This window comes from Pseudarthrobacter sp. MDT1-56 (assembly GCF_059383555.1).
Genome location: NZ_JBWZCK010000001.1, coordinates 414,568 through 440,334 on the forward strand (window position 1 = coordinate 414,568; position 25,767 = coordinate 440,334).

Below are 25,767 nucleotides of genomic sequence, written 5' to 3' on the forward strand. Positions count from 1 at the left end.
ATTCCATCGGTGCCGTCGGCGCGGGCGACGGCGTGGCTGACGCCGTCGCCGTGGGAAGGGGCGTGGCCGTCGATGTGGGTAGGGGCGTGGACGTCGCCGACGTCGTCGCGGGCGTGGCTGATGCTGTCGACGTGGGTGTCGGCGTCGGATTAGCGAGAGCCGGCGAGAGCGTCACAGCGGTGAGCGAGGCGAGAGTAACAACGAACGCTGTCAGCAGCGCCGTCGTCTTCCGTATTGAGTTCACGTTTTGTGTCTTTCATGAGACCGCCGCCCCACTGAAAGCTCAGCAGGACGGCCGGGAGACCGGGAAGTGAGGTCAGTCTACGGACGCCGCGCCGCCAGGAACGGGAACCTGCACCAAACTTTCGTCTTTAGTAGCGAATCGTTGCCTAATCTTGAGCTATGCCCGAGCAGGCGCCGGATTGTGTGCCCCGCCACATCGAGCGGGTGCCCTACCTCGCGAGCTCCAGCTCCGGCGCGTTCGCTTCGACGTAGTCCAGGGCATGCCGGACGGCGCCGACCGTGACAATCGCGTCGCCCAGCGGCGAGACTGTCACACGCGGGGGAGTCGCCGTGAACCGGGGGAGCAGGGCCGTGATGCCCGGCAGGAGCATCCCGGCGGATTCAGCCACCGCCCCGCCGATCACCACCTGCTCCGGGTTCATGAAGCTCGCCACGGAGGCGATGACCCGTGCCATCCGGTCCGAGATGCGCGCCAGGATGGCCAGCGCGGCGGGATCCCCGGCGGCGGCATCCTCAAAGACACGGCGGGCGCTGGCCTCACCGCCCGCGGCGGGACCGCCGTCCGCTGCGGACCACTGCCGGGCGAGGCTGGCGATGCCGTCGCTGGAGCCGACGCCCTCCACGAGGTCCAGGTAGCCCATTTCACCGGCTGCGCCGCCGCGGCCGTGCAGCAGCCGCCCGGACTCCATCACCCCGGCGCCCAGCCGTTCCCCGGCCAGCAGCACCACAAGATCGTCGACGCCGGTGCCGGAACCCCGCCAGCGTTCACCCAGGGCGGCAAGGTTCGCGTCGTTCTCCAGCAGCACCGTCCAGCCGTGCAGCTCCTTCAGCGCCGCGCGGAGCCCGACGTCGAACAGGCTCCAGAAATGCTGGGTGACCAGCACGTTGCCGTCACGGTCCACGGGGGCGGCGATGCCGGCCCCGACGGCCAGGACCTTGTCCGGGACGGTCCCGGCGGCGGACAGCGCCCGGCGGCAGGCACGGTCGACGACGTCGATCCGTTCCTCCGCGGGGATGTCGGTGGCCCGGAAACTCTCGCTGGACCGGCCGAGGATGGTGCCGCGGAGGTCCGCGACCGCCGCGGTGGTGGTGGCTGCGCCGATGTCGAGGCCCAGCACAAACCCGGCGCCGCTGTTGAGCTCGAAGCGCCGGGCCGGGCGGCCCTTGCGCGGACTCCCGGGCTGTTCCTCGTCGCGCGTTTCCAGTTCACGGATCCAGCCGCGCCGGATCAGGTCCTCGCAGACGGCGATGACCGATGCCCGCGTCAGCCCGGTCCTGGCCATCAGCTCTGTCCCGGTGGCCACGTCCGTGGTCCGGATGACGCCGAGCACGGAGCGGGCGTTGACCCGGCGCAGCAGCTGGGGCGTGGCGGCGGCTGCGTGCGGCATCAGAATCTTGACCTCCCCGTGAGTCCGGACCCATAATTGATCCGGCAATATATTTAGCTTGTATCTAAATTATCAGAAGCACCGCTCCGAACCCGAAGGATCATCCCTTGTCCAACACCGCCACGCTGGCAACCCTGTCCGGTTCCGATCTCGCCGCCGACCCCAACTGGTGGCGCCAGGCTTCCGTATACCAGATCTACCCGCGCAGCTTCTCCGACTCCAACGGCGACGGACTCGGTGACATCAAGGGCATCACGGCGAAGGTCCCCTACCTGAAGGAACTCGGGATCGACGCCGTCTGGCTGAGCCCGTTCTACCCCTCAGCCCTCGCGGACGGCGGCTACGACGTCGATGATTACCGCGACGTCGACCCCAAGCTGGGAACGCTGGCGGACTTCGCAGAGATGTCCGCCGCCCTGCACGCCGCAGGCATCAAGCTGATCGCCGACATCGTCCCCAACCACTCCTCGAACCGCCACGTCTGGTTCCAGGAAGCCCTCGCGTCCCCGCGCGGCTCCGATGCGCGGGAACGCTACATCTTCCGCGATGGCAAGGGCGAGAACGGGGAGATCCCGCCGTCGGACTGGGAGTCCGTGTTCGGCGGCCCGGCCTGGGAACGCATCACCGAACCGGACGGCACCCCCGGCCAGTGGTACATGCACATCTTCGCCAAGGAACAGCCCGACCTGAACTGGTCCAACCGGGAAATCCGCGACGACTTCCTCAAGACCCTGCGCTTCTGGTCCGACCGCGGCGTGGACGGTTTCCGCGTCGACGTCGCGCACGCCCTGACCAAGGACCTCACCGAGCCGCTGCTGTCCAAGGTCGAGCTCAGCGAGGCCAACAGCGGTACCGACGGCTTCGACGACGGCTCGCACCCGTTCTGGGACCGCGACGAGGTCCACGAGATCTACGTGGAATGGCGCGAAGTCTTCAACGAATACAACCCGCCGCGCACCGCGGTCGCCGAAGCCTGGGTCCACGCCAGCCGCCGCGGCCGCTACGCGAGCCCGGAGGGCCTGGGCCAGGCGTTCAACTTCGACCTCCTGCAGGCCGACTTCGACGCCGACGAGTTCCGCGAAATCATCACCCGGAACCTCGCCGAGGCCACCGAGTCCGGCGCCTCCTCCACCTGGGTGTTCTCCAACCACGACGTCGTCCGCCACGCCACGCGCTACGGGCTGCCCAAGGGCGGCGGCAAGCACGCCAAGGGCCAGGACGGGAAGGGCTGGCTGCTGGCCGGCGCCCCGCCCGAGGAGCTCGACGTGGAGCTCGGTTTGCGCCGTGCCCGCGCGGCCACCCAGCTGATGCTGGCGCTGCCGGGGTCCGCGTACCTGTACCAGGGGGAGGAGCTGGGGCTCCAGGAAGTCACGGAAATCCCCGACGCCGAGCGGCAGGACCCGACCTTCTTCCGCAACAAGGGCGTGGAGATCGGCCGGGACGGCTGCCGGGTGCCGCTGCCCTGGGCCGCCGAGGGCAGCTCCTTCGGCTTCGGCGACGGCGGGGCGCACCTGCCGCAGCCGGAGTGGTTCAGCCGTTACGCTGTGGCCGCCGAGGACGGCGTGGAGGGCTCCACGCTGGAGTTCTACCGCCGGGCGCTGAAGCTGCGCCGGGAACTGCAGACCTCGGAAGAACTCGAATGGCACAGCACCGCCAGCCCCGAGGTGCTGCACTTCAGCCGCCCCGGGGGCTGGCAGACCGTGACCAACTTCGGTGACGAGCCCGTTGAGCTGCCCGCCGGAACGGTGCTGCTCAGCAGCGGACCGCTGGAGAACAACCTCCTTCCGGGCAGCACCACCGTCTGGCTGCGGTGAGCACCCAGCCCGGCCGCGGACCCGTCCCCGCCCAGGAACTGATTTACGGCTGCATGGGCCTGGGCGGCAGCTGGTCGCCGGAGCCGCACTCGTCCGCGGATGTGGACGAGGCGGCTGCGGCCGTCGACGCCGCCCTGGCGGCCGGCATCACCTTGTTCGACCATGCCGACATCTACCGTGGCGGCAAATCCGAAGCTGTGTTCGGCGAGATGCTCGCGCAGACCCCGGGGCTCCGGGACCGCATCCGGCTGCAGACCAAATGCGGCATCCGGCTCAACGAACAAGGCCTGGAGACGTACTACGACCTGAGCCGGGACGCCATCCTGGCCCGGGTCAACGAGAGCCTGGGCAGGCTCCGCACGGACTACGTGGACGTGCTGATGCTGCACCGCCCCGATCCGCTGATGGACCCTGCCGAGGTTGCCTCCGCCGTCGGGCAGCTGATGGCCGAAGGCAAGGTCCGGGCGCTGGGCGTGTCCAACATGTCCGGGGCGCAGATCGAGGTGCTGCAGGACCGGCTCGAGACGCCGGTGGTCGCCAACCAGCTGGAGATGAGCCTGTTCAAACGCGCCTGGCTGGAGAGCACGGTGCTGGTCAACCATGCCGAGGGCACGGACTACAGCTTCCCGCACGGCACCGTGGAGCACTGTGTCCGGCACGGGATCACCCTGCAGGCCTACGGGTCACTGGCCCGGGGCCTCTACACCGGGGCCCCGGCAGCAGCGCCGTCGGCCGCGGAGGAAGCGACCGCCAGGCTGGTGGCGCAGCTGGCCGCGGAGAAGAAGACCACCGGGGAATCGGTGGTGCTGGCCTGGCTGATGAAGCACCCGGCCGGAATCGCCCCGGTGATCGGCACCGCCAGGCCGGACCGCATCCGCGCCTGCGCGGACGCCGCCGAGGTCGCCGCGGGCATGACCCGGGCCGAGTGGTACCGGCTCTGGGTGACGGCGCGCGGCAGCAACATCCCGTAGACGCCCGCCGTCCCGACCAGCTGGCAGTGCAAGCCGTGATGAGCGCCGAAAACGGCTTCTGCTGCCAGCTGGGTGGGCGTGGACGTGATTTTGGTCGTATTGGTCGCCCCGGAGGGCCGGATCGCTTAGCCGCAAACGCCCCCGGGCGGCTAGCGTAGATACATGACTTCCACCACCACCGCCGGGACCGTCCGGCCCCAACGCAACATCCCTGCTGAAATCGCCCGCTCCTGGCTGCTGGTCAATGCCATGAAAACCGAACTCTTCGACCAGTCGGCCTCCTCCCGCGCGGACGCCATCATCCTGGACATCGAGGACGCGGTGGACCCCTCGCAGAAGGACGCCGCCCGCGGGCACGTCGTGGACTGGCTGACCGCCGGCGGCAGCGCCTGGGTGCGGATCAACGACGCCACAAGCCCCTTCTGGGCCGACGACCTTGCCGGGCTCCGCGGCACCCCGGGCCTGCTCGGTGTGATGCTGGCCAAGACCGAGTCCGCGGACCAGGTCACCGAGAGCTACCACCGCATGGACGGCAAGACGCCCGTCATTGCACTGGTCGAGTCCGCCGTCGGCATCGAGGAAGCCAACAACATCTCCAAGGCCCAGGGCGCGTTCCGGCTGGCCTTCGGCTCGGGCGACTTCCGCCGCGACACCGGCATGGCGGCCACCCCGGAGGCCATGGCCTACCCGCGCGCCAAACTGGTGGTGGCCAGCCGCGTCGGGAACCTGCCGGGCCCCATCGACGGCCCCACCGTCGGCACCAACCACCCGATCCTCCGTGAGCAGACCGGGATCACCGTGATGATGGGCATGACCGGCAAGCTCTGCCTCGCAATCGACCAGACCCACGTCATCAACGAGGTCATCAGCCCGACGCCGTCCGACGTCGCCTGGGCCACCGACTTCATGGCCGACTTCGAGGCCAACGGCCGCGTCATCCGCGACGGCTCCGACCTGCCCCGTCTGGGCCGCGCCGAGAAGATCATGAAGCTCGCGGTAGCCTTTGGGGTGCAGCCGGCCCTGTAGCCCGCCCCGAACCAAGGAGACCCCGTGACCGATACCTGTTATCTGGTCCACGGGGTCTTTTGGGATGCCGGGCCGGCACCGCAGGACCCCGACGGCGGGTGCCCGGCGATACGCCTGCAGGACCCCGACGGCGGCTTCACCGAACTGCCGCTCGACGCCGGCACCCGGCTCGGCTTCCGGCTCGCCGCCGCGGGCAAGCGCTGCCTCGGGCACCACAAGGTCCACGGGCCCGCCGACCGCGACCACATCCTGTGCCCCGACCGGGCGCCGGCCGTGAAGGGCAGCCAGTGTGAGCGGTGCTTCGTCGTCGACGATTCCCGGCTGATCCACGATTTCCACCGCGGCGCACGCGTGCCGCCGGGGCTGCGTGCCTACCTGATGCAGCCGCACTGGCTGTACATCGCCACCTTCGCCAACGGTGCCAGCAAGGTGGGCACCGCGGCGAACCTGCGGAAATGGAAGAGGCTCGCGGAGCAGGGCGCCGTCGCCGCCCGGTACGTCGCCCGGGCCGACGACGGCCGGGTGGTCAGGAACCTCGAGGACCTGGTGACCCGCGACGCCGGCATCCCCCAGCAGATCCGCTCCGCCGCCAAGGCCGCAGCCCTGACCGGACCGGCGCCCGCCGTCGCACTGGATGCCCGGAACAGAAAGCTGGCCGCGGATGTCCGGGGGCTGCTGGCCGGCGCCGGGGGCGGCGGCTTCGACGTCGTGGATGAGCACTGGCGGCGGCCGGGGTTCTCGGATGCGGTCTGCGCGCCGGCTGCCCGGCACGCCTACCCGCAGGAACTCAGCGCAGGAGTCCACGGGTTCCGGATTGACTCGCTGAGCGGCAGCGTCGCACTGGCCCGGCTCGACGGCGCCGATCTTGAATTCGTCGTGAACCTCGGCCAGCTGAAAGCTCGGACCATTGTGCTCGGCGACCACGGCACCGGCGTCCCGGCAGTCCAGGAGTCCCTGTTCTGAGCCGCCGCCCGGCAAGGCCCGGCCCCAGCCCCGCCGTGGCGCCGGCACACTAGACTGGCACGGTGCTGAAAGAATTCTGGGACTCCGCGCCAACCACCTACAAGGTGCTCGTTTTCAGTGCCATGGGCCTGCTCGGCGTCGGCATCATCCTGAACCTGGTCGGCAACAGCTCCGGCAACCAGGACCTGGCCGTCGCCTCCCTGGCAGTGATCGGGCTCGGCCTGGTCCTGCACATCGCCGGGATCGTGGTCCGCGGCCAGTCGATCCGCAAAAACCTCAAGCGTTAGCGGCGGCGTTCCGCAGCACGTGGCTGCGGGCGTGCGCCACGGCCTCGGGCAGGGATGAGAACAGGTGCTTGTGGTGCCGCAGCGAGCGGATCACCCCGACGTTGGTCACGAGCTCCAGGTGCTGCGGCTGGACGCCCTTCAGCAGGACCGTCACGCCGCGCAGCTCCAGAGCCGAGATGACCTCCACCAGCGTGTGCGCCCCGGTAGCGTCGAGCATCCGCACCTGTGAGAGCCGGATGATGGCCACCTGGATGTCCTTGACCTGGCTGATTTCCTGCAGGACCCGCTCCGCGGCGCCGAAGAACATGGCCCCGTCCAGCCGGAAAATCGCGATGTGCTCGTCGCCGTCCTCGCGCGGTCCCGGGATCTCCTCGCGCTTCACCCCGCTGAGCGAGGCGAACTTCCGCAGCGTGAAGATGGCCGCGGCGACCAGGCCGATCTCGATGGCCACAATCAGGTCGAAGGCCACGGTGATCAGGGCAGTCAGGACAAACACAAACGCGTCGGCGCGGGTGGAGCGCATGATGGCGGTGACCGTATGCTTGGACACCATGCGCGTGGCCGTGACCATCAGGATCCCGGCCAGGACGGCCAGCGGGATCCTCCCGACCAGGCCGGCCGCCAGATAGATGATGGCCAGCAGGACCAGGGCGTGCACAATCGCGGAAAGCCGGGTCTTGGCGCCCGAGCGGACGTTGACCGCGGTCCGGGCGATGGCGCCCGTGGCGGGCATCCCGCCGAAGAACCCCGCGGCCACCGAGGCGAGTCCCTGCCCCATGAGCTCCCGGTCCGGGCTATAGGCCCCGGAGGGCCTCCCGTCCGGCCCCACCATGCCGGCGGCCACCCGCGCGGAGAGCAGGGATTCGATGGCGGCCAGCATCGCGATGGACACCGCCGGCATCAGCAACCCGCCCAGCAGCGCCGGATCCAGGGACGGGATCGACGGTGCGGACAGGGAATGCGGCAGGGCGCCGATCCGGGGGATGTCCAGCTGCAGCAGCTCGGCGGCCACGGTGGCCAGCAGCACCGCGATCAGGCTCGCGGGCAAAGCCTTGTTCAGCTTCGGGAGCAGGAACATCACGGCGGCCACCCCCGCGACGACGCCGAGCGTCTGGAGAACAGTGGGCAGCGTGGCCTGGGAGGCGCTCTCGAAGGCGCCCAGCAGGGTGTTGTGGCCCGGCACTCCCTCGGTGCCGGTGGCCAGGGGCACCTGCTGGAGGAAAATGATCGCGGCGATGCCGAGCGTGAAGCCTTCCACCACCGGCCAGGGGATGAACGCCACGGCCCGGCCCAGTCCGCTGATGCCCAGGATAACCACCAGCAGCCCGGCCATCAGGGAAACCAGCGCGATGCTGCCGACACCGTGGATGGCGACGACCGGCGCCAGCACCACGACCATCGCGCCGGTGGGGCCGGAAACCTGGACGTGCGAGCCGCCCATCACCGCGGCGACCAGGCCGGCCACAACGGCGGTGATAAGCCCGGCTTCGGCGCCGACGCCGGAGCTCACGCCGAAGGCCAGCGCCAGCGGCAGGGCCACAATGCCCACCGTGATGCCCGCCAGCAGATCCGTTTTCCAGGTCGAGCCCAGCCCCTCGTAGTCACGGCGGGAGGGCAGGAACCGGCTGAGCTGGCCCAGCACGGCACTCATGAGGCGGAACCTTGCAGGTGCTCGCTGGGGAGTCCCTGGGCGAGTTTGAGCTGTTCGTTGGAATCGGACAGGGTGTCGAGAAGGAAGGTCCGGGCGATGGCCAGCAATTCGGCGATCTTTGGATGGGCCAGCCGGTAGGTCACGGCGTTTGCGGACCGGGACGACGTGACCACACCATGCCGGCGCAGGGTGGCGAGGTGCTGGGACAGATGCGAGGCCTCGAGGCCCGTCTCTGCCAGGAGGAAGCTGACGGGCGCCGAGTTGTCCGGCGCCGCGGACAGCAGTTCGAGCACACGGATCCGCGCCGGATGGGCGAGGGCCTTGAACAGGTTCGCCTTGATCTCGTACAAGGGGGTTTGCGCTGGGGAAATCATCGCTGCCTGGGCTTTCTCGTCCGCGGAGCCGGGAACCGGCTGTGAATTGATGAAATGATGTTTTCATCATACCGCATGATCGCCAGCCTGTGCGGCTCGCGTCATCGGCGCTGGCGGCCGGAGGCCTGCCGCTAGGCTGGAACCCATGACTATCAATCCGGATCTGCAGGGGCGCAGCTACCCTGCCAAAGAGGTGTACGACGTCGGCCGCGAGAAAATCCGCGAGTTCGCCCGCGCGGTCAAGGCGACCCACCCCGCCCACTTCGACGTGGAGGCGGCCACGGCGCTGGGGCACAGCGACCTCGTGGCACCCCCGACCTTCGCCATCATCGTGGCGCAGCGGGCTGACGCCCAGTTGATCGAGGACCCCGAGTCCGGCATCGACTTCTCCCGTGTGGTCCACGCCGACCAGCGCTTCATCCACCACCGCCCCATCGTCGCCGGCGACCGGCTGGTGGCGGAGCTGCACGTCGACGGCGTCCGGTCCATGGGCGGGGGAGCCATGATCACCACGCGTTCGGAAATCTTCGCCCTGGCCGCCGGCGCAGCGGCCGGTACTGCCGGCGACGCGGCGCGCGAGGCCGTCGCCACCACCACCTCGTCCATCCTGGTCCGCGGAGAGGGACAGTAGCCATGACACCCACACTTTCGGAACTCACCGTCGGCCAGGACATCGGCAGCCGCAGCGTCGGCGTCACCCGCACGGACCTGGTCAGGTACGCCGGCGCCTCCGGCGACTTCAACCCCATCCACTGGAACGAAGCCTTCGCCACCGGCGTCGGGCTGCCCGGCGTGATCGCGCACGGCATGTTCACCATGGGCTCCGCCGTGCAGCTCGTCACCGACTGGGCCGGCGACCCTGCCGCCGTCGTCGATTTCCAGACCCGCTTCACGAAACCGGTCCCGGTGTCCGACACCACGGGGACGGCCGAGGCCGGCACCATGGTCGAGGTCAGCGGCGCCATCGGAGCGATCGACGCCGACAAGGGCACCGCCCGCGTGGACCTCACCGTCACCTGCGCCGGCCAGAAGGTGCTGATGAAGGCCCAGGCCGTCGTCAGGCTGGCCTAGCTGCATGGCGATGCCGTGAGCGTGGCCACGGGCCAGTCCGCGGAGGTCACGCACTGGCGGAACGCCGTCGTGGCCGCCTACGCGTTCAGCGGCGTCGCCTTCGCGACCTGGGTCTCCCGGCTGCCGGCCATCCGGGACGGGCTGGACCTCACGCCGGGGAATGTCGGGCTGCTGCTGCTGTGCATGACCCTCGGCTCCTTCATCTCGGTCTCCGCATCCGGTTTGATCGTGCTGCGTTTCGGATCCAAGCAGACCATCCGGATCGGCAGCATCATGGTGGGCGCCGGGCTGGTCCTCACCGGCCTGGGAACCTCGGTCCTGGTCAGTCCGCCCGCCGTCGCCGCCGGGCTGGCCGTGATCGGCCTGGGCACGGCCAGCTGGAACACCGCCTCCAACGTCGAGGGGGCCGCGGTGGAACGCGCCGTCCGCCGGCACATCATGCCGCGGCTGCACGGAGCGTTCAGCCTGGGCACTGTCGCCGGCGCCGCGGCGGGCGCCTGGGCCGCCGGCGCGAGCGTTCCCGTCGTGTGGCACTTCGCCGTGGTGGGGCTGCTGGTCGCGGGCTCCGTGGCGACCGCCGCCTCCTGGTTCCGGGCAGACATCACTCCGGTCGAGGGCAGGCAGAGCTTCCGGCCGGCCAGGCCCGATACCTTCGAGGACCCCTCCACCGGGCCCATCCCGATCATCCGGCAGGAGACAGACCGGGCCGAGGCCCCGCTGGACAACAAGCGCCAGATTGCCCTGGCCTGGCGGGACCGCCGGACGCTCCTCCTGGGGGTGCTCGTGTTGGGGCTGGCCCTTGCCGAGGGTGCGGCGGGGGACTGGGTGGCCCTGGCGCTCGCCGATGGCCACGGCCAGTCCGACGCCGCAGGCGCCGCCGGCTACGGACTGTTCGTCACGTTCATGACCGTGGGCCGGTTTGCCGGCACCGTGGTGCTGGACCGCTTCGGCCGGGTCCCGGTGATGCGCTGGTGTGCGGCCCTTGCCGTGCTGGGCCTGGGCCTGTTCGTTTTCGCCCCGGTGCCGTGGGTTGCGTATGTGGCCCTCGCGGTCTGGGGGCTCGGTGCCTCGCTGGGCTTCCCGGTGGGCATGTCCGCCGCTGCCGACGATCCGCTCAAGGCCGCCGCGCGGGTGTCCGTGGTCTCCACGATCGGCTACGGTGCGTTCCTCTGCGGTCCGCCCCTGCTGGGCCTGCTGGCCGAGCACGTCGGCATCCTGCACTCCCTGCTGGCCGTGATGGTGATGCTCGTGGTCAGCTTCCTGCTCTCCCCGGTGGCCCGGAAGCCCGGGTAGCGCGTGGGCCCTGCTTAGGGGAGTCAGGCGTTACCCGGCTAGGCTGGTCGGGTGACCCAGACACTGCTTTCCGACCTGACCACGGCCGCCGTCGGCGGCCCCGCCGGCAGCTTCATCGAGGCCCGCACCGAGGCAGAGATCATCGAGGCCGTCCGCTCAGCGGACGCCGCCGGTGAGCCCCTGCTGATCATTGGCGGCGGCTCGAACCTGCTGGTGTCCGACGACGGGTTCCCCGGCACCGTGCTGAAGATCGCCTCGGAGGGGTTTACCGTCAACGCGGAGGACTCCTGCGGCGGCGTCGCGGTGGTGGTCCAGGCCGGCCACAACTGGGACGCCCTGGTGGAGCACGCCGTGCGGCACGCCTGGTCCGGCATCGAGGCGCTCTCCGGCATTCCGGGCGCCACGGGCGCCACACCGGTCCAAAACGTCGGTGCGTACGGCTCGGACGTTTCCCAGACCATCGCCACCGTGCGGACCTGGGACCGGCAGCGCAACGCCGTGCAGACCTTCACCAATTCGGAGCTGAAGTTCGGCTACCGCGATTCGATCCTCAAGCAGACCACCGTCAACGGCTCCCCGCGCTACGTCGTGCTCACGGTTGAGTTCCAGCTGCCGCTGGGCCGGATGAGCGCCCCCATCCGCTACGCCGAGCTGGCCCGGGCGCTGGGCGTCGAAGCCGGCCGGCGGGCCTATTCCAACGACGTCCGGCGTGAGGTGCTCCGGCTCCGGGCGTCCAAGGGCATGGTGTGGGACGCCGCGGACCGGGACACCTACTCCACCGGTTCCTTCTTCACGAACCCGATTGTGCCGGCAGCCGTGGCCGCCGGGCTGCCCGACGACGCGCCGCGCTACCCGGGCGGCGCGGACGGGCAGACCAAACTCTCGGCGGCCTGGCTGATCGACGAGGCAGGTTACGGCAAGGGATTCGGGCTCGAGGCGGGCAGCGTCTCCGGCGGCCGGGCCTCCCTGTCGACCAAGCACACCCTGGCCATCACCAACAGGGGAAACGCCAGCGCCGCGGACCTGCTGGCGATCGCGCGGGAGGTGCGCCGCGGCGTCGTCGAACGTTTTGGGATTGAACTGCACCCGGAACCGCTGCTCATCGGCGTGGAGCTCTAGGAAACGGACGCCCTCAGGTCCTGCGGCGCTGCCCGACCCTGCTGAAGAGCAGGAAGGTAAAGCCGGAAGCGGCGGCGCCGAGGAAGAACACCTGGCAAAACGCCACGGACTGCGCGCTGGGGCCGCTGCGGAGCACCAGGCCGGCGAGGGCGAAAACGACTGCCCCGGCCAGCAGGGCCAGCGAGCAGAGCAGGAAACTTTGCACGGTGTCCGGGAATCCCTCGACTTCCAGCCGCTCCGGTGCGGCAGGTGATTCACGGGCGGCCCGGACGGCGTGACGCGGCTGCACCGAGGCGGCCGTGACGAAACTGGTTACCGCCACGGCCATGGACGCCACAGCCACGAGTTGCAGGGTGCTCATCATGGGCGACAGCCGTGTCCCGCTCGCAATGGCAACGGCGAGCCCGGCGCTCATGCCGGCGGCGCTGGACACCCAGCCCAGCAGGGCAAGCCTCCGGCTCAGGGGCCGCAGCAGCGGCCACATCTCACGCAAGGTCATCCATCAAGGGTAGGGAGTCCGGCTGAACGGCGGCTGGGAACCACCGTTCAGTAGCCTTAGTATGGGTGCATGGCAGCAACGGCGCGTGCCTGGCTGAGCCGGGGGATCCTGGGACGGCTGCGGCTGGCCTCGCAGGGGCTGGCCGGGTCCGGATTCCGCAGCGTCCCGGAGGCTGTGCACTGGATGACGGCCATGCAGGCGCAGGATCTGCAGTCTGCCCTGTGGGCCGTGGGCCAGCGGGTCCCGGGGTCCCGCATCGGCGACGTCCGCAGCGCCCTTGACCGGGGCGAAATAGTCCGCTCCTGGCCGATGCGCGGCACCCTGCACCTGCTGGCGCCCGAAGACCTCAAATGGATGCTGGCCATCACCTCCGATCGGCTGATCCGGGGAATGGCGGGGCGCCACCGGGAACTCGACATCACTCCCGCGGACGTCGACGCCGCAGCGGGAACCGCGCTGCAGCTGGTCTCCGGCGGTGCAGCCGCAAGCCGGGCGGAGCTGTTCCAGGCCTTCGAACGGGCGGGGCAGTCCACGGCCGGCCAGCGCGGCATTCACCTGCTGGGGAGCCTGTGCCAGCGGGGCTGGCTGGTGCAGGGCCCGCTGGCCGGCAACCAGCAGCTGGTCGTGGCCTTCGGGGACTGGATCACGGAGTCGCGGACCCTGGACCGTGCGGAAGGCACCGCCGAGTGGCTGCTGCGGTACCTGCGCAGCCACGGCCCCGCCACGGAGCGTGACTTTTCCTGGTGGTCCGGGATTCCCCTGACCGAGGTCCGCGCGGCCCTGGCCCGGGTTAAGGACCAGTTGGCGGAGCTGACGTTCGAGGGGACCAGCTACTGGCTCTCCCCGGAGACGGCCGCGCTGCTGGACGAAGGCGTCCCCGCGGGGCGTCTGGTGCTGGCACTGCCCGGCTTTGACGAGTTCCTGCTCGGCTACACGGACCGGTCGCTCGTTTTGCCGCCGGAGCATGCGGACAAGATCGTGCCGGGCGGCAATGGAGTCTTCCGGAAAACGATTGTTTCCGGCGGCCAGATCGTCGGCACCTGGGACGTGTCCCGCAGCGGAAAGGCCCCGGTGGTCGTGCCCCAACCCTTCGACGAGGTTAACGGGCTGCGGCCTGCCGCCCAAAGATCCTTTGAGCTGCAGTCCGCGAAGTACCGGAGATTCCTCGGCACCTGACCGGGGGTGGGTAAGCCCCTAGAGCTTGCCGGTTGCGATGTTGAGCATACGGCGCAGCGGTTCGGCCGCACCCCACAGGAGCTGGTCGCCCACGGTGAAGGCGCTGATGTACTGCGGGCCCATCTCCAGCTTGCGGATGCGACCCACCGGAATGTCGAGGGTGCCGGAGGCTGCCACGGGCGTGAGGTTCGCCATGGAATCGTCCTTGGTGTTGGGCACCACCTTGGCCCACTCATTGTCGGTGTCCAGGAGCTTCTCGATCTCGGCGACGGAGAGGTCTTCGCGGAGCTTGAGCGTGAGTGCCTGGGAGTGCGAGCGCATGGCGCCGATCCGGACGCACAGCCCGTCCATGATGATGTGCCCCTCGCCGGAGGTGCCGAGGATCTTGTTGGTTTCGACCCCGGCCTTCCACTCTTCCTTGGACTGGCCGTTGCCGAGGTCCGCGTCGATCCAGGGGATCAGCGACCCGGCCAGCGGCACGCCGAACTGGGTGGCGTCGATGTCGGTGCGCTGGTGGGCCAGGACCTTGCGGTCAATCTCCAGGATGGCCGACGCCGGGTCGTCCAGTTCCCTGCTGACCTGGGCGTTGAGCGTGCCGAACTGGCTCAGCAGTTCGCGCATGTGCCGGGCACCGCCGCCGGAGGCAGCCTGGTACGTCATGGAGGTACCCCATTCGACGAGGCCGTTCTTGAACAGCCCGCCCAGGCCCATCAGCATGCAGGAGACGGTGCAGTTGCCGCCAATGTAGTCCTTGACGCCGCCGGAGAGCCCGGCGTCGATGACGTCCCGGTTGATCGGGTCCAGCACGATGATCGAATCGTCGTTCATCCGGAGGGTCGACGCGGCATCGATCCAGAGACCGTCCCAGCCGCGGCTGCGCAGCTCGCCGTGGACCCGTTTGGTGTAGTCCCCGCCCTGGGCGGTTACGATAATCGGCAGCTTGGCGAGCGTCTCGACGTCGAACGCATCCTCAAGCTTGCCGGCATCGCCCCCGGCAGAGCCGGCGATGGAGGGGGCGGCACCTCCCGCGTTCGAGGTGGAGAAAAATACCGGGTTGATGTTGGCGAAGTCGCCCTCGTCCTGCATGCGCTGCATCAGGACGGAGCCGACCATGCCACGCCAACCTACAAGTCCAACGGACGGAGTAGCTGCTGTAGTCATTGGCCCAGTTTAGACTTTGCCGGCTCCGCGGCGCAGTCGGTTACGTCACCGCTTAGTTCAACTGGCGCGGACTGGGATCCGGGATGCCCCGCTCCCGGCGGATCTTTCGGGCCCGGAATTCGGAGAGCGCCAGCCGCGCGGCGTAGACCAGGCCGGCGATCCCGCCGATGGTCAGTACGAGTGCCCCCCACAGCGGGTCCTGGCCGTTAGCAGCGGGAGCGGCAATAAGGAAGATTGAGAATGCCGTTACCCCGGCGAAAAAGACGCCGAGGGCCAGCATTCCCGGTGCGGTGGTAACGATGGGTCCCGAGCCGGCCCGGGCAAAGCCGATCTCATCCGCGGCGTAGCTGTGCAGCCTGCCGCCGTCCATCGTCCGGGTCAGCAGGCGCTTTTCGCCGGCAGCCACGGCCTGTTCGTGCCTGGCCCTGGTCTGCTCGTCCTCGTAGCGGCGGGCCGCGTCATTGTCCATCGTGGTCAGTCTTTCCGGATTGAGCGGATGCGTTCGAGTACCTGATCGTCAGTAAACCCGGCGATCTCCTCGATCGCTCCGGTGCCCCGGCCGCTGTAGCCGACGCTCCACGAGCCGCCGGCGCGTTTGAGCAGCAGCTGCCCGCCGTCCGGATCTTCGAGGCGTTTGAGGGTGGCGCCGCCGTCGGGGTGGTCTTCCAGATGCTTGCGCATGATGAAGAAATTGGCCTCAGCGGCGGAAATGTCCGGGTCCTGCGCCATGGCGAACCAGCTCAGGAAGGCGCGGGGCTGCAGCAGGATCCGGAAGTCCGGCGATTCGACGGTGAGCACGCTGTCTGCCGACTCGGGCGTCAACAAGGTGATCTGCATGCGGCGCTCGGCCGATGTCAGGGCACGGGTCACCGCCGCCACCGGGCCGCTGACCGACAGGGTTCCGTCAGGCTCCACCGTGGCCGCTCCGCGGGCCACCAGCGAGGAGGCACCGGCCGAAAGGATCATCGGATCCTCGAGTTCGTTGGCGATGCGGAGGGCTTCGGCGCTGGCGGTTGCCGCGGGCCCGTGCTGCAGGTTCAGCAGCGCGATCAGTTCGGCGAAGCCAAAGCCGATGGCGTCCGGGTGGCCCGCCTGCACGGGCGCGGGGGCGGTGCTTGTGTCAGTCACGATGTGAATCTCCTCGTTGTTAAAAGCCAAAGAAATCGCCGACGGCTTCGGCGCCGTCACTCACGGAATCGGCAACGGCGCTGGCGCCGTCACTCACGGAATCGGCCACGGCGCCGGCGCCGTCGGCGATTTGGCCGCCCACGTAGTTCACCGAGTCGTGGACGATCGGAACGTTGTCGTAAATGGCCAGTCCGGCGCTGGCCACCATGCAGATGGTCCCCGCGGGCGGCGGCAGGAAGGAGCCGGCACCGATCAAGGCCTTCGTCCCGGAATAGGCTGCTGAGCTGTACTCGCCGTCTTTGGCCGCGTTGACGGCGTCCAGGCTGTCCAGCCCCACGCCGAGCACGCCCAGGCCCTTGCCGAGGCCGTCGAAGGCCTGGAATGCCTTGGTGCCTTCCGTGAGGTTGAGGGCTTCGTGCCAGCGCCCCTCAAACAACTGGTTCGAGACGTTGAAGAATTTGCTGAATTCGTTGGAGTTCTGAAAGGTGCGCCAGGCACTGGCGTCCAGGAAGTCGCCAATTCTGGATTTGTGCAGCATCGCACCGATGTCGAACAGCCCGGAACGGAGATTGGGCAGCGCCTTGACCAGGTTGTAGATGTCCCAGCCGCCACGGAACGGCGAGTCCGGACCGGTCAGCCAGTCCGGGCCCCAGGGGTCGTTGCGGGTGCCGCTGCCGCCCGCACCTCCCGGGGCGCTTCCCGGCGTGCCCGGCGTACCTGGAGCCCCGGGAGCGCCTGAACCGGATCCGTTGTTGCTGGCCTTCTCCTGCTGCTCGGCGTGGGTCATCAGCCGTTTGGACTCTGCTTTGAGCGCCAGCGCGGTCTTCTGTATCAGGGCGCGGTGGCTGCCGTTCCACTCGGAGGTGAAGCGGGCGCCGTCGGCTCCCTTCCAGGCCGTGTTGCCGTTGATGGCCGACGTCAGCGTCGTGGACTGCTGCAGCAGCGTCTCGGACGTCTTGCCGAACTTTTGCGCAAGTGTGCGCAGTTGGGCGACGTCGGCGCCCCACAAGTTTCCTGCCATAGCGGCATCCCCCTTTTACCTGCATCAGCCTAACCGGCTGCGACCGGGACCTGGTGTATTCCGGCGTGAGTATCTAACCGGCCCCAATGTAGCCGGAACAGCGGCACCCGGCGATGGGGTGATCTCCCCATCGGCCGGAGCCGGAGCCGGAGCCGGAGCCCAGCAGGCGGCTACTCGCCGCTGTGCTCCGTGAGCAGCGCGTGCTTGCGCTTCCGGAGGGCGTAGAACGCTCCGAAGGCGAAGGCCTGGGTGACCACCACAAGCACGATTGCTCCGACGATCTTGTTGCCGCCCAGGATCATGGTCAGTCCCACGATCGCGGACAGCAGCGCCAGCAGCGGAAGCAGCATGTAGCCAAGGACAAAGAGGGTTTCGGGTTTCTTCAACATTGGCTCAGTGCTCCGTCCGGCGCCACACATTGATGCGGTAGCGGGTGCCGTTCCCGGCGGTTTCCCAGCCATCGGCCGGCAGGCTTGCGCCCATGGTCCAGTCGTAGCCCAGGTCCGGGGCGAAGGTGTCGCCCTCTGTCGTGGCGTCGATGGTGGTGATCACAGCGACGTCGGCGAGGTCCATGGACTGCGCATAGATGTTCCCGCCACCGATGATCCAGACCATCTCGTTGCCCGGCGCGAACTGGGACTCCAAGAGCGCATCGTCCAGGGATTTGACCGCGATGGCGCCTTCCGCCGCGGGCGTCCCGCCCCACTCTTCCTGCCGGGTGATCACGATGTTCGTCCGCCCGGGCAGGGGGCGGTACTGGTCGGGGAAGGATTCCCAGGTCTTGCGGCCCATGATCACCGGGTGGCCTGTGGTGAGCCGGGTGAAGTGCCGCATGTCCTCGGGCAGGCGCCACGGCATGCCGCCGTCCTTGCCGATGACACCGGTGCTGGTCTGGGCCCAGACGACGCCGAGCCCGGTAAGGGCCGCCAGTGCGTCGGTGAAGCCGGCGGGCTGCGTGCCCTGGATTTCGTCGTTGCTCATACGGCTATCGGGGCCTTAATCGTCGGGTGGTGCTGGTATCCGACCACCTCGAAGTCATCGAGGGTGTAGTCGAAGATGGAGGCAGGCTTGCGGGTGATCTTCAGCTGCGGGTACTCGTAGGGCTCGCGGGCGAGCTGCTTGAGGACCTGGTCCATGTGATTGTCATAGATGTGGACGTCGCCGCCGGTCCAGACGAATTCGCCGGGTTCCAGGCCGGTCTGCTGGGCGATCATGCAGGTCAGCAGGGCGTAGGAGGCGATGTTGAACGGAACGCCCAGGAACGTGTCCGCGGAGCGCTGGTAGAGCTGGCAGGAGAGCTTGCCGTCGGCCACGTAGAACTGGAAGAACGCGTGGCACGGCGGGAGGGCCATGTCCTTGAGCTCGGCGACGTTCCAGGCGGAGACGATGTGCCGGCGGGAATCCGGGTTGCTCTTGAGGTTCTCGATGAGCTCGGCGATCTGGTCGATGTGGCCCCCGTCCGGGGTGGGCCAGGAGCGCCACTGGACGCCGTAGACAGGGCCAAGTTCGCCGTCGGCGTCGGCCCATTCGTTCCAGATGGTGACACCCTGGTCCTGCATCCACTTCACGTTCGTGTCCCCGCGGAGGAACCAGAGCAGCTCCACGGCGACGGACTTGAAATGCACGCGTTTGGTGGTGACCAGGGGGAAACTCTTGCTCAGATCGAACCGCATCTGGCGGCCGAACACACTCAGGGTGCCCGTCCCGGTACGGTCCGATTTGTGCGTGCCGTGCTCCAGCACATCGCGCAGCAGGTCTTCATAGGGCGTAGGAATGCTCACCGTCCCAGTCTACTGAGAACTCGCTGCCGCACCTTATCCGTCTTGCTGGCTGAGCTTCGCCCGCAGGATCGCGAGCAGCGCGGCGTCGTCGAAGCCGGCGCGCCGGCCCTCGGCAATGTAATGCTCGACGGCGGCGGTCACCTGGGCGGCGACGGCCCCCGGCGCGGGAGTGTTGGCCAGGGCCCGGGACGGTTCCTGCGTCGCGGGGGCAGGCGAGCCTGCGACGACGGTGCCGTTGCGCCGCCTGGTGTCGATCAGTCCCGCTTGCTCGAGCTCCCGGTAGGCCCGGGCGACGGTCCCGGCCGCGATCCCCAGGTCCGCCGCGAGGCTCCGGACCGTCGGCAGCCGGGTGCCCGGCGCCAGCGCTCCGAGGGCGACCAGCGACGCGACCTGCGCCCGGATCTGTTCGTACGGCGGTGTGGCCGAGCCCAGGTCCACGGAGATCCCGGCCGTCACGCGGAGACTTCCGACCTCGGCAGGGGAGCCGGGGCAGGCCGCGCCGGACCGCGCACCGGGATGACGGCGATGACCGTGGCCGCGACGCCCAGCACTGCGCCGGCCGCGATCGCCGGCCACCAGGTTGTCGCCGCGTGGTCGGTCTCCCCGAACGCCGCCCGGCCCAGCACCGCCCCCCAGGCGTTGCTTCCGGTCAGCAGCAGGGCAGCGGCCTGGGCGGTGAGGGTCGCCGCCAGGGTCCGCACCACCCGGTGGACGGTGATGGCACGCAGGGCCACGTCCAGGCCGGCCGGGGCGCCGGCAACACCCTGGCGGCGCCTGGCCAGGACGAGCGCCGGCACGGCGACGGCCCCCACTCCGGCCGTGAGCAGCCCGGCCGGAACCCAGCCCGGGCCCTCGGCGAGACGGGCCTGCCCCAGCGCCGTGACAACCAGGGCGACGAGGAAGACCAGCAGCCCCAGGACAGCCGTGGTCAGCAGGGCGGGGCTCACCGGCTGCCGCGGCCAGGGGCGCGGCGCATCCGGGCGTCCGTAGTTGTGCTGCAGCAGGAGCTCGCCGGCGGCAATAACAAGCAGCACGGAGACGGCCATCAACGCCACGACGCCGGCAAAACCGTAGCTGGCGGTGGCCATGAGGGCCTGGGTGAGAAAGAGCCCGGCCAGCAGCGGCACGGCGGCCGCCAGCCCCAGCAGCGCCCCGAGGGAGGAAACGAGCCGGGCCGCCGGGTGCTGCCCGTCGGAAGAGATCCCTGGTTCCGGGCGGTTCCGGACGCCCAGTCCAGCGGCCGCGAGCCGCGGAGGCCGCCACCACCACATAACGAACAGGACCGCGGCGCACGCGAGGCCTTCCGGGTTCGCCCACGATGTCATCCCCTGGGCCGGATCGGGCCGGGCCGCGAAGTTCCCCGCGATGGCTGCCAGCCCGGCCGCCACCGTGGACACCGTGCGCAGCAGCCGGTTCATCGCGATGGTCCGCAGCACCGCGTTATCGGCCGCGTCGAGGGACTCCTGCTGGCGGCGGCTGGCGATCAGCCACAGCACCAGCCCCGTCCCGCCGGCCAGCACCAGCAGGGCGCCGCCGAGCCAGCCAGCCACTTCGGGCCCGGGGATCCGGCCGTCACCGCCGCCGTTGTAATAGCTGGATTGGCCGTCGCTGACCTGGGTGGGTGCCACGGCCGCGAACCCGGGGAGGGTGGCCGTCCGGGCGATCGCCGCGGCGGCGCTCACAAAGATGGCGGCCGTGGTCAGGCCCAGCCGGCGGGGCAGGAAGTCCCGGATGTGCCGGACTGACAGCACGGCCTGCCGCTGCATCCGCCGGGGACCCGGGTAACTGACCTGGCCGATGGCGTGCACTGTCAGGCAGCCCAGAACCGGCCACAGCAGTGCCGGCATGATCATCCCGGCGCTGGTCAGCCCGCCGCCGGAGGACGGATTGGCCGGAATGATGCCCAGGTTCATTGCCCCTTGGAGGGAGCTTGCCAGCCAGCCGATGACGCCCACCCACAGCGCGTGCTCCGACACCGACGCCGGAGAGGTCCCGGTGCGCGGCGCCCAGATTACCCAGCGCAGCACAACGTAGACGACGACGGCGGAGAGGAGCGGGCCAAGCAACAGCAGCGGCGGCAGCTCGGACTGAAGCGGCATGAAATCCCCCAAAGATTCTGCGGCAATGTATCAGGTGCTTGATACAAACTATGGCCGGCAAGGGGGAGGGTCAAGGACCTCAGTCGTCGAAAGGCCTGAACCGCTCGACCGCAACCACCTTGTCTTTGCTGTGGTGCGCCACGTGGCACACCACAATCTCGCCGGGAGCAAGGAACGGGTCCGAGTCCGGCAACAGGGCCCGCAACCGGGACCCCATGTGCTTTCCCAGTTGGGCGAAGACGGTGGGGAGGGCGGGGCGGTGGGTGCACAGAGCCACGGCCCGCTGCTTGTCGAACAGGGCCTCGACGGCGGCGGCGGTCTTGTGTGGATGGCGGCCGTGCCGGTGCTCGGTGAGGGCTTCGTTCAGCTTGACCTTCGCATCGGAGGCCTTGGCGTAGGGGGCGATGGTGGCCACACACCTCAGCCACGGGCTGGAGACAACGCGCTTGGGTTTCCAGACCTGCAGCAGCCGCCCCACCGCCTGCGCCTGCCGCAACCCGGTGACAGCCAGGGGCCGTTCCCCTTCGGCCTTGGACCACGAGGAGCGCGGCTTGGCCTTGGCGTGGCGCACGATCACGAGCGGCCAGGTCTTCAGTTCGCCGCGGGCGTGGGCGGCCGCCAGGTGCTCCAAGGGGGCCACATCGCTGGGGTTGCTCAGCAGCCGGGCCGCCTTCTCCGGCGAGCACCACATGACGCTGTCCACTTCCTTGCCGTCCGGCAGGAGGGCGGCTCCGTCGACGTCGACGGCCCAGTAATGGACCACCTTCAGCCCGGCGGGGACGTGGTAGTGGATGGCGGGCAGCGGAATGCCCAGGGTCGCCTTCAGGCCGATTTCCTCTTCGACCTCGCGGGCGGCGCACTCGGGCACCGTCTCGCCGGGGTCGATCTTGCCCTTGGGCCAGGACCAGTCGTCATACCGCGGGCGGTGGATCAGCGCGACCTCGACTTGGTCCTTGTCGCCCGGGGCGACGCGCCATGGCAGGGCGCCCGCCGCGACCACCGCAATTGCATCGCCGGGATGGTCTGTCTGGTCGGCGACCAGTGAATCGCTACTCAATGCCAGAGCCCCTACCGCAGCCCGGACGAGCGCTGGCGCGAGCGGGAATTGAGCAGCCAGGACTGGATGTCTTCGAGATCCTGACCGTCTTCGGTGAGGTGGTGGCGGGTCCATTCCGCCTCGTTGTTCAGGTGCCAGCTGGCGGTGCCGGGATCCATGTAGCGGCGCAGCAGGTCCATGACATACGTCGTGTCGTCCCCGCTGGTGAGCTGGACGAGGGCTTCCACCCGCCGGTCCAGGTTGCGGTGCATCATATCCGCCGAACCGATGTAGACCACCGGGTCCCCGGCATTGGCGAAAGCGAAGACGCGGGAGTGCTCCAGGAACCGGCCCAGCACGGAGCGGACCGTGATGTTCTCGCTGAGGCCGGGCACCCCGGGGCGCAGGGAGCAGATGCCGCGGACGATGATGTCCACGGGAACGCCGGCCTGGGAAGCCCGGTACAGGGAATCGATGATGGCTTCGTCCACCATCGAGTTGACCTTGATCTGGACCCGGGCGGTGAGGCCTGCCCGGGCGTTCCGGATTTCGGTTTCGATCCGGTCGATGAGTCCTGAACGGACCGACCGGGGAGCCACGAGCAGCCGCTTGAAGGTCGACTTCGGGGCGTAGCCGGAGAGCTGGTTGAAGAGCTTGGAGAGGTCCTCGCCCACCTGCTCGTTGGCCGTCAGGAGGCCCAGGTCCTCGTAGTAGCGGGCCGTGCGCGGATGGTAGTTGCCGGTGCCGATGTGGCAATAGCGGCGGAGGCCATCCACCTCCTGGCGCACCACCAGGGAGAGTTTGCAGTGTGTCTTGAGGCCCACGATGCCGTAGACCACGTGCACGCCGGCCTGCTCCAGCTTCCGGGCCCACGAGATGTTGGCCTGCTCGTCGAAGCGGGCCTTGATTTCGACCAGGGCCAGGACCTGCTTGCCGGCCTCGGCGGCGTCGATGAGGGCGTCGACGATCGGGGAGTCGCCCGAGGTGCGGTACAGCGTCTGTTTGATGGCCTGGACCTTCGGGTCCGAGGCCGCCTGTTCCAGGAACGCCTGCACCGAGGTGGAGAACGAGTCATAGGGGTGGTGCAGCAGGATGTCCCGCCGCCGCATGGCCGCAAAGACGTTCGCCGCCTTGGACGTCTCCGACTCGTTGAGGTGCCGGGAGGTGTGCGGGACATGCTTGGGGTAATGCAGGTCGGCACGGTCGATTCCGGCGATGACCGAGAGCCCGCGGAGATCCAGCGGGGCCGGGACCGAGTAGACCTCGGACTCCTCCACGCCAAGCTCGCGGATCAGCAGCGCCCGGATGTTCGGGTTGATGTCGTTCGTGACTTCGAGCCGGACCGGCGGGCCGAAACGGCGGCGCAGCAGTTCCTTTTCGAGGGCCTGCAGCAGGTTCTCGGCGTCGTCCTCTTCGACCTCGAGGTCCTCATTGCGGGTGACGCGGAAGGTGTGGTGCTCCAGCACTTCCATCCCGGCGAAGAGCTGGTCCAGGTGGACGGCGATGACTTCCTCGAGGGCGATGAAGCGTGCCACCCGCCCCGGCACGGAGCCGGCGCGCGGGCCGTCGACCGAGATCAGCCGGGGGAGCTGGTCCGGGACCTTGAGGCGGGCGAAGAGTTCCTTGTCGCTGATCGGGTTGCGGACGACGACGGCGAGGTTCAGAGAGAGCCCCGAGATATACGGGAAGGGGTGGGCCGGGTCCACGGCCAGCGGGGTCAGGATCGGGAAGACCTTCTCGGCGAACATCGCGCTGAGCTGGTCCTTGGCCTGGGAGTCGAGTTCCTCCCAGTGCATGAGATGGATGTGCTCATAGGCCAGCGCCGGGCGGATCTGCTCGGCGTAGACGCGGGCGTGGCGCTGCTGCAGCCGGTGGGCCTCCTCGCCGATCTGCTCAAGGACCTGCATCGGGCTGAGCCCGGCGGGGGAGGGGACGGCCAGGCCGGTGGCGATGCGGCGCTTCAGCCCGGCGACACGGACCATAAAGAATTCGTCCAGGTTGGACGCGAAGATGGACAGGAAGCTGACGCGTTCCAGCAGGTGCAGGTTTGGGTCTTCGGCGAGTTCCAGCACCCGGGCGTTGAACGAGAGCCAGCTCAGTTCGCGGTCCAGGAAGCGGTCCGGGCTGAAGTCGCCCTCCGGTTCCAAGTTGGGCGCGAATTCCGGGATGTCGATCCGGTCCTGGGTGGCACGTGAGGCGGGCACTTCGGAGGAGCCGAATTGGGCACGCGCGGGTCGGACTTTTTTGTCCGACGTGGCGGCCTCAGACGTGGCTGTCCGGGCAGAATCCCGTTGCATGGTCTCTCCTAATGCTGGCTCGATTTAGCTTCAACCTTACAAGCAATCATCCGGCTGTCAGCTTTCGCGGAGCCCAGATTTCCCCGGGCGTGGAGAAGATGTCCGCCGACTGGATTAACGCCCTTCCAGCGGGGCGTACATAACGTCGACGTCCCAGCGGGTGAAGCCCAGCCGCCGGTACAGCGAAACGGCCGGAATGTTGTCCGCATCGACGTAGAGCATGACGGCGTGGAGGCCCTGGTGCTGCAGGTGACGGATGCCGGCCACGGTCAGCGCTTTCCCCAGACCGGTGCCCTGCGCCTCCGGGGTGACGCCCACGACGTACACCTCGCCGATCGCCGGGTGGTCACCGTGCCGGGGATGCACCTTGGTCCAGTGGAACCCGAGGATCCGGTCCGAGGCATCGACGGCCAGCAGGAAACCGGCGGGATCGAACCACGGCTCGCCCATCCTGGCGAGCAGGTCGCCCCGGGTCATGTTGCCCTGCTCGGCATGGTGCGCGAAGGCGGCCCGGTTCGCGGCGAGCCAGGCGTCCTCATCCTGGCCCGGGACGAAGGCGCGCAGGCTCACTCCGTCGGGCAGCGGGACGTCGGGCAGCTCCGCCGTCGAGCTGGCGAGCCGCATCTTCCACAGCTCGCGGACCGGGCCGTAGCCGTAGCGCGCGGCGAGGTCGGCCGCGGCTTCGTGGTTGCCATGGGACCAGGCCTTCAGGCCCGCGAAGCCGCGGGTCGCCTGGAGTTCGCCGACCAGCCTTTTCGCCACGCCCTGGTTGCGGTAGCTGGGGTGGACGGCAATTTCCAGCACCCCGGTGCCGTCCGGTTCCTCGATCACGACGGCGACCCCGGCCAGATCCTGCGCCGTCGCCGGGTCGGATTTCTCGTCGGGGCAGTAAAGGGCGAGGGTCAGTGCGGTGGGTGTGCCGGCGGCCCCGTCTGCGTCCGCGGCACGCAGGGTCACGAGTGTCTGCTCGGACAGCGGCGGATTGCCGTCGGATTCCTCCGCGGCGTCCGCGAGGGCTTTGACGTCCTTCAGGAGCTGCGGATCCGCAGCTCCTGTGGCGGAGAGGACGGGCCAGTTCTCAGGGTGCGCAGGACTCATGGTGCAAGGCTATACGGTGCCGCCGGGGCGGGGCCGATTTTGTTGTTCCGGGACTCTTACGTATAGTCGTTAACTCGTCCGGCTGTTCGGTCCAGAACTTGTTTCTCGGTGCCGCCGGCTTGGACACAAGGGGGATCCACCACTGGGGTGGCCTCGATACGTTCGACCCGTATGTCCTCCACTGAAACAGCAAGGCCCCGGACTGGTGTCCGGGGCCTTTTGCTTGTTCCCTGCAGTGCTATCGGGCTGCACTCGTGAGGTCCGGGCAGGT

At 69.0% G+C, this 25,767-nt stretch carries 27 protein-coding genes; 11 read left to right on the forward strand and 16 right to left on the reverse strand.

The genetic code is table 11. From position 1 onward, the window contains the following. Positions 1-32 precede the first annotated feature (32 nt). On the forward strand, positions 33-314 hold the full coding sequence (locus tag AC50YC_RS02005) for a hypothetical protein (RefSeq protein ID WP_494951971.1): 282 nt from the start codon (positions 33-35) through the stop codon (positions 312-314). Between the two features lie 138 nt (positions 315-452). On the opposite strand, the gene AC50YC_RS02010 is transcribed toward AC50YC_RS02005, so the two are convergent. Beyond that, positions 453-1,631, reverse strand: coding sequence for an ROK family protein (locus AC50YC_RS02010; protein ID WP_494951972.1), 1,179 nt, complete (start codon positions 1,629-1,631; stop codon positions 453-455). A gap of 107 nt (positions 1,632-1,738) precedes the next feature. Here AC50YC_RS02010 and AC50YC_RS02015 point away from each other — a divergent pair, with 107 nt between their 5' ends. The 5 genes from AC50YC_RS02015 to AC50YC_RS02035 all read left to right on the forward strand — a co-directional run bounded on the left by AC50YC_RS02015 (position 1,739) and on the right by AC50YC_RS02035 (position 6,692). After that, entirely contained in the window at positions 1,739-3,445 is a 1,707-nt protein-coding gene (locus AC50YC_RS02015) for a glycoside hydrolase family 13 protein (protein WP_494951973.1), read from the forward strand. Then, positions 3,442-4,416 carry an aldo/keto reductase gene (locus AC50YC_RS02020; protein ID WP_494951974.1) on the forward strand — a complete coding sequence of 325 codons (975 nt, stop codon included), beginning with the start codon at positions 3,442-3,444 and terminating at the stop codon, positions 4,414-4,416. Before AC50YC_RS02015 ends, AC50YC_RS02020 begins: the two co-directional genes overlap by 4 nt. A gap of 162 nt (positions 4,417-4,578) precedes the next feature. Next, positions 4,579-5,442 carry an HpcH/HpaI aldolase/citrate lyase family protein gene (locus AC50YC_RS02025; protein WP_494951975.1) on the forward strand — a complete coding sequence of 288 codons (864 nt, stop codon included), beginning with the start codon at positions 4,579-4,581 and terminating at the stop codon, positions 5,440-5,442. Between the two features lie 24 nt (positions 5,443-5,466). Then, positions 5,467-6,405, forward strand: coding sequence for a DUF2797 domain-containing protein (locus AC50YC_RS02030; RefSeq protein WP_494951976.1), 939 nt, complete (start codon positions 5,467-5,469; stop codon positions 6,403-6,405). A gap of 62 nt (positions 6,406-6,467) precedes the next feature. Further along, on the forward strand, positions 6,468-6,692 hold the full coding sequence (locus AC50YC_RS02035; RefSeq protein ID WP_494951977.1) for a DUF3188 domain-containing protein: 225 nt from the start codon (positions 6,468-6,470) through the stop codon (positions 6,690-6,692). Here the strand turns inward: AC50YC_RS02035 and AC50YC_RS02040 are convergent. Both AC50YC_RS02040 and AC50YC_RS02045 read right to left on the reverse strand, forming a co-directional pair. Continuing rightward, positions 6,682-8,343 carry a SulP family inorganic anion transporter gene (locus tag AC50YC_RS02040; RefSeq protein WP_494951978.1) on the reverse strand — a complete coding sequence of 554 codons (1,662 nt, stop codon included), beginning with the start codon at positions 8,341-8,343 and terminating at the stop codon, positions 6,682-6,684. The two genes, AC50YC_RS02035 and AC50YC_RS02040, sit on opposite strands and share 11 nt — an antisense overlap. Then, a complete protein-coding gene (locus tag AC50YC_RS02045) occupies positions 8,340-8,717 on the reverse strand; it encodes an ArsR/SmtB family transcription factor (RefSeq protein WP_494951979.1) in 378 nt (125 codons plus the stop codon). The genes AC50YC_RS02040 and AC50YC_RS02045 overlap by 4 nt, the downstream gene beginning before the upstream one ends. Positions 8,718-8,862: 145 nt before the next feature. Here AC50YC_RS02045 and AC50YC_RS02050 point away from each other — a divergent pair, with 145 nt between their 5' ends. From AC50YC_RS02050 to AC50YC_RS02065, 4 genes are read left to right on the forward strand one after another with little or no spacing between them, the layout of a single operon-like run. Further along, positions 8,863-9,348 carry an FAS1-like dehydratase domain-containing protein gene (locus AC50YC_RS02050; RefSeq protein ID WP_494951980.1) on the forward strand — a complete coding sequence of 162 codons (486 nt, stop codon included), beginning with the start codon at positions 8,863-8,865 and terminating at the stop codon, positions 9,346-9,348. 2 nt (positions 9,349-9,350) lie between these two features. Beyond that, entirely contained in the window at positions 9,351-9,788 is a 438-nt protein-coding gene (locus AC50YC_RS02055; RefSeq protein WP_494951981.1) for a MaoC family dehydratase, read from the forward strand. A gap of 15 nt (positions 9,789-9,803) precedes the next feature. Then, on the forward strand, positions 9,804-11,081 hold the full coding sequence (locus tag AC50YC_RS02060) for an MFS transporter (protein ID WP_494951982.1): 1,278 nt from the start codon (positions 9,804-9,806) through the stop codon (positions 11,079-11,081). A gap of 51 nt (positions 11,082-11,132) precedes the next feature. Next, complete coding sequence (locus AC50YC_RS02065) at positions 11,133-12,200, forward strand: UDP-N-acetylmuramate dehydrogenase (protein WP_494951983.1); 1,068 nt, start codon at positions 11,133-11,135, stop codon at positions 12,198-12,200. 13 nt (positions 12,201-12,213) lie between these two features. On the opposite strand, the gene AC50YC_RS02070 is transcribed toward AC50YC_RS02065, so the two are convergent. Continuing rightward, positions 12,214-12,699: a hypothetical protein gene (locus AC50YC_RS02070; protein ID WP_494951984.1), complete on the reverse strand. Its 486-nt coding sequence runs from the start codon at positions 12,697-12,699 to the stop codon at positions 12,214-12,216. Positions 12,700-12,768: 69 nt separating this feature from the next. On the opposite strand from AC50YC_RS02070, the gene AC50YC_RS02075 reads away from it, so the two are divergent. After that, a complete protein-coding gene (locus AC50YC_RS02075) occupies positions 12,769-13,875 on the forward strand; it encodes a winged helix DNA-binding domain-containing protein (protein ID WP_494951985.1) in 1,107 nt (368 codons plus the stop codon). Positions 13,876-13,893: 18 nt separating this feature from the next. On the opposite strand, the gene asd is transcribed toward AC50YC_RS02075, so the two are convergent. The 12 genes from asd to mshD form a co-directional block, all read right to left on the reverse strand. Next, the gene (gene asd / locus AC50YC_RS02080) at positions 13,894-15,036 is read right to left on the reverse strand and encodes an aspartate-semialdehyde dehydrogenase (RefSeq protein ID WP_494951986.1); all 1,143 of its coding nucleotides are present in this window, start codon (positions 15,034-15,036) and stop codon (positions 13,894-13,896) included. Between the two features lie 52 nt (positions 15,037-15,088). Beyond that, positions 15,089-15,505, reverse strand: coding sequence for a hypothetical protein (locus AC50YC_RS02085; RefSeq protein WP_494951987.1), 417 nt, complete (start codon positions 15,503-15,505; stop codon positions 15,089-15,091). Between the two features lie 5 nt (positions 15,506-15,510). Further along, the gene (locus AC50YC_RS02090) at positions 15,511-16,164 is read right to left on the reverse strand and encodes a hypothetical protein (RefSeq protein ID WP_494951988.1); all 654 of its coding nucleotides are present in this window, start codon (positions 16,162-16,164) and stop codon (positions 15,511-15,513) included. Between the two features lie 19 nt (positions 16,165-16,183). Beyond that, entirely contained in the window at positions 16,184-17,185 is a 1,002-nt protein-coding gene (locus AC50YC_RS02095) for a WXG100 family type VII secretion target (RefSeq protein WP_494951989.1), read from the reverse strand. A 170-nt stretch (positions 17,186-17,355) separates the two neighbouring features. Then, on the reverse strand, positions 17,356-17,574 hold the full coding sequence (locus tag AC50YC_RS02100; protein WP_354169278.1) for an NF038396 family protein: 219 nt from the start codon (positions 17,572-17,574) through the stop codon (positions 17,356-17,358). 4 nt (positions 17,575-17,578) lie between these two features. Then, complete coding sequence (locus AC50YC_RS02105) at positions 17,579-18,166, reverse strand: dihydrofolate reductase (RefSeq protein WP_494951990.1); 588 nt, start codon at positions 18,164-18,166, stop codon at positions 17,579-17,581. Continuing rightward, positions 18,163-18,966, reverse strand: a complete 804-nt coding sequence (locus AC50YC_RS02110; protein WP_494951991.1) for a thymidylate synthase — start codon at positions 18,964-18,966, stop codon at positions 18,163-18,165. The genes AC50YC_RS02105 and AC50YC_RS02110 overlap by 4 nt, the downstream gene beginning before the upstream one ends. A 33-nt stretch (positions 18,967-18,999) precedes the next feature. Continuing rightward, positions 19,000-19,422, reverse strand: a complete 423-nt coding sequence (locus tag AC50YC_RS02115) for a GntR family transcriptional regulator (protein WP_494951992.1) — start codon at positions 19,420-19,422, stop codon at positions 19,000-19,002. Then, entirely contained in the window at positions 19,419-21,065 is a 1,647-nt protein-coding gene (locus tag AC50YC_RS02120) for a hypothetical protein (protein ID WP_494951993.1), read from the reverse strand. Before AC50YC_RS02120 ends, AC50YC_RS02115 begins: the two co-directional genes overlap by 4 nt. A 79-nt stretch (positions 21,066-21,144) precedes the next feature. Then, on the reverse strand, positions 21,145-22,122 hold the full coding sequence (locus AC50YC_RS02125) for an NUDIX hydrolase (RefSeq protein WP_494951994.1): 978 nt from the start codon (positions 22,120-22,122) through the stop codon (positions 21,145-21,147). An 11-nt stretch (positions 22,123-22,133) separates the two neighbouring features. Continuing rightward, a complete protein-coding gene (locus AC50YC_RS02130; RefSeq protein ID WP_494951995.1) occupies positions 22,134-24,398 on the reverse strand; it encodes an RNA degradosome polyphosphate kinase in 2,265 nt (754 codons plus the stop codon). 114 nt (positions 24,399-24,512) lie between these two features. Beyond that, positions 24,513-25,496 (reverse strand): mycothiol synthase, encoded by a 984-nt coding sequence (gene mshD / locus AC50YC_RS02135; protein WP_494951996.1) that lies wholly within the window; start codon positions 25,494-25,496, stop codon positions 24,513-24,515. Positions 25,497-25,767: the final 271 nt, after the last annotated feature.

Coding starts and splice junctions, on each gene's coding strand:
- AC50YC_RS02055 (WP_494951981.1), top strand. CDS start 9,351: ATGACACCCACACTTTCGGAACTCACCGTCGGCCAGGACATCGGCAGC.
- AC50YC_RS02085 (WP_494951987.1), bottom strand. CDS start 15,505: ATGGACAATGACGCGGCCCGCCGCTACGAGGACGAGCAGACCAGGGCC.
- AC50YC_RS02010 (WP_494951972.1), bottom strand. CDS start 1,631: ATGCCGCACGCAGCCGCCGCCACGCCCCAGCTGCTGCGCCGGGTCAAC.
- AC50YC_RS02070 (WP_494951984.1), bottom strand. CDS start 12,699: ATGACCTTGCGTGAGATGTGGCCGCTGCTGCGGCCCCTGAGCCGGAGG.
- AC50YC_RS02050 (WP_494951980.1), top strand. CDS start 8,863: ATGACTATCAATCCGGATCTGCAGGGGCGCAGCTACCCTGCCAAAGAG.
- AC50YC_RS02120 (WP_494951993.1), bottom strand. CDS start 21,065: ATGCCGCTTCAGTCCGAGCTGCCGCCGCTGCTGTTGCTTGGCCCGCTC.
- AC50YC_RS02105 (WP_494951990.1), bottom strand. CDS start 18,166: ATGAGCAACGACGAAATCCAGGGCACGCAGCCCGCCGGCTTCACCGAC.
- AC50YC_RS02025 (WP_494951975.1), top strand. CDS start 4,579: ATGACTTCCACCACCACCGCCGGGACCGTCCGGCCCCAACGCAACATC.
- AC50YC_RS02075 (WP_494951985.1), top strand. CDS start 12,769: ATGGCAGCAACGGCGCGTGCCTGGCTGAGCCGGGGGATCCTGGGACGG.
- AC50YC_RS02045 (WP_494951979.1), bottom strand. CDS start 8,717: ATGATTTCCCCAGCGCAAACCCCCTTGTACGAGATCAAGGCGAACCTG.
- mshD (WP_494951996.1), bottom strand. CDS start 25,496: ATGAGTCCTGCGCACCCTGAGAACTGGCCCGTCCTCTCCGCCACAGGA.
- AC50YC_RS02100 (WP_354169278.1), bottom strand. CDS start 17,574: ATGTTGAAGAAACCCGAAACCCTCTTTGTCCTTGGCTACATGCTGCTT.
- asd (WP_494951986.1), bottom strand. CDS start 15,036: ATGACTACAGCAGCTACTCCGTCCGTTGGACTTGTAGGTTGGCGTGGC.
- AC50YC_RS02130 (WP_494951995.1), bottom strand. CDS start 24,398: ATGCAACGGGATTCTGCCCGGACAGCCACGTCTGAGGCCGCCACGTCG.
- AC50YC_RS02040 (WP_494951978.1), bottom strand. CDS start 8,343: ATGAGTGCCGTGCTGGGCCAGCTCAGCCGGTTCCTGCCCTCCCGCCGT.
- AC50YC_RS02095 (WP_494951989.1), bottom strand. CDS start 17,185: ATGGCAGGAAACTTGTGGGGCGCCGACGTCGCCCAACTGCGCACACTT.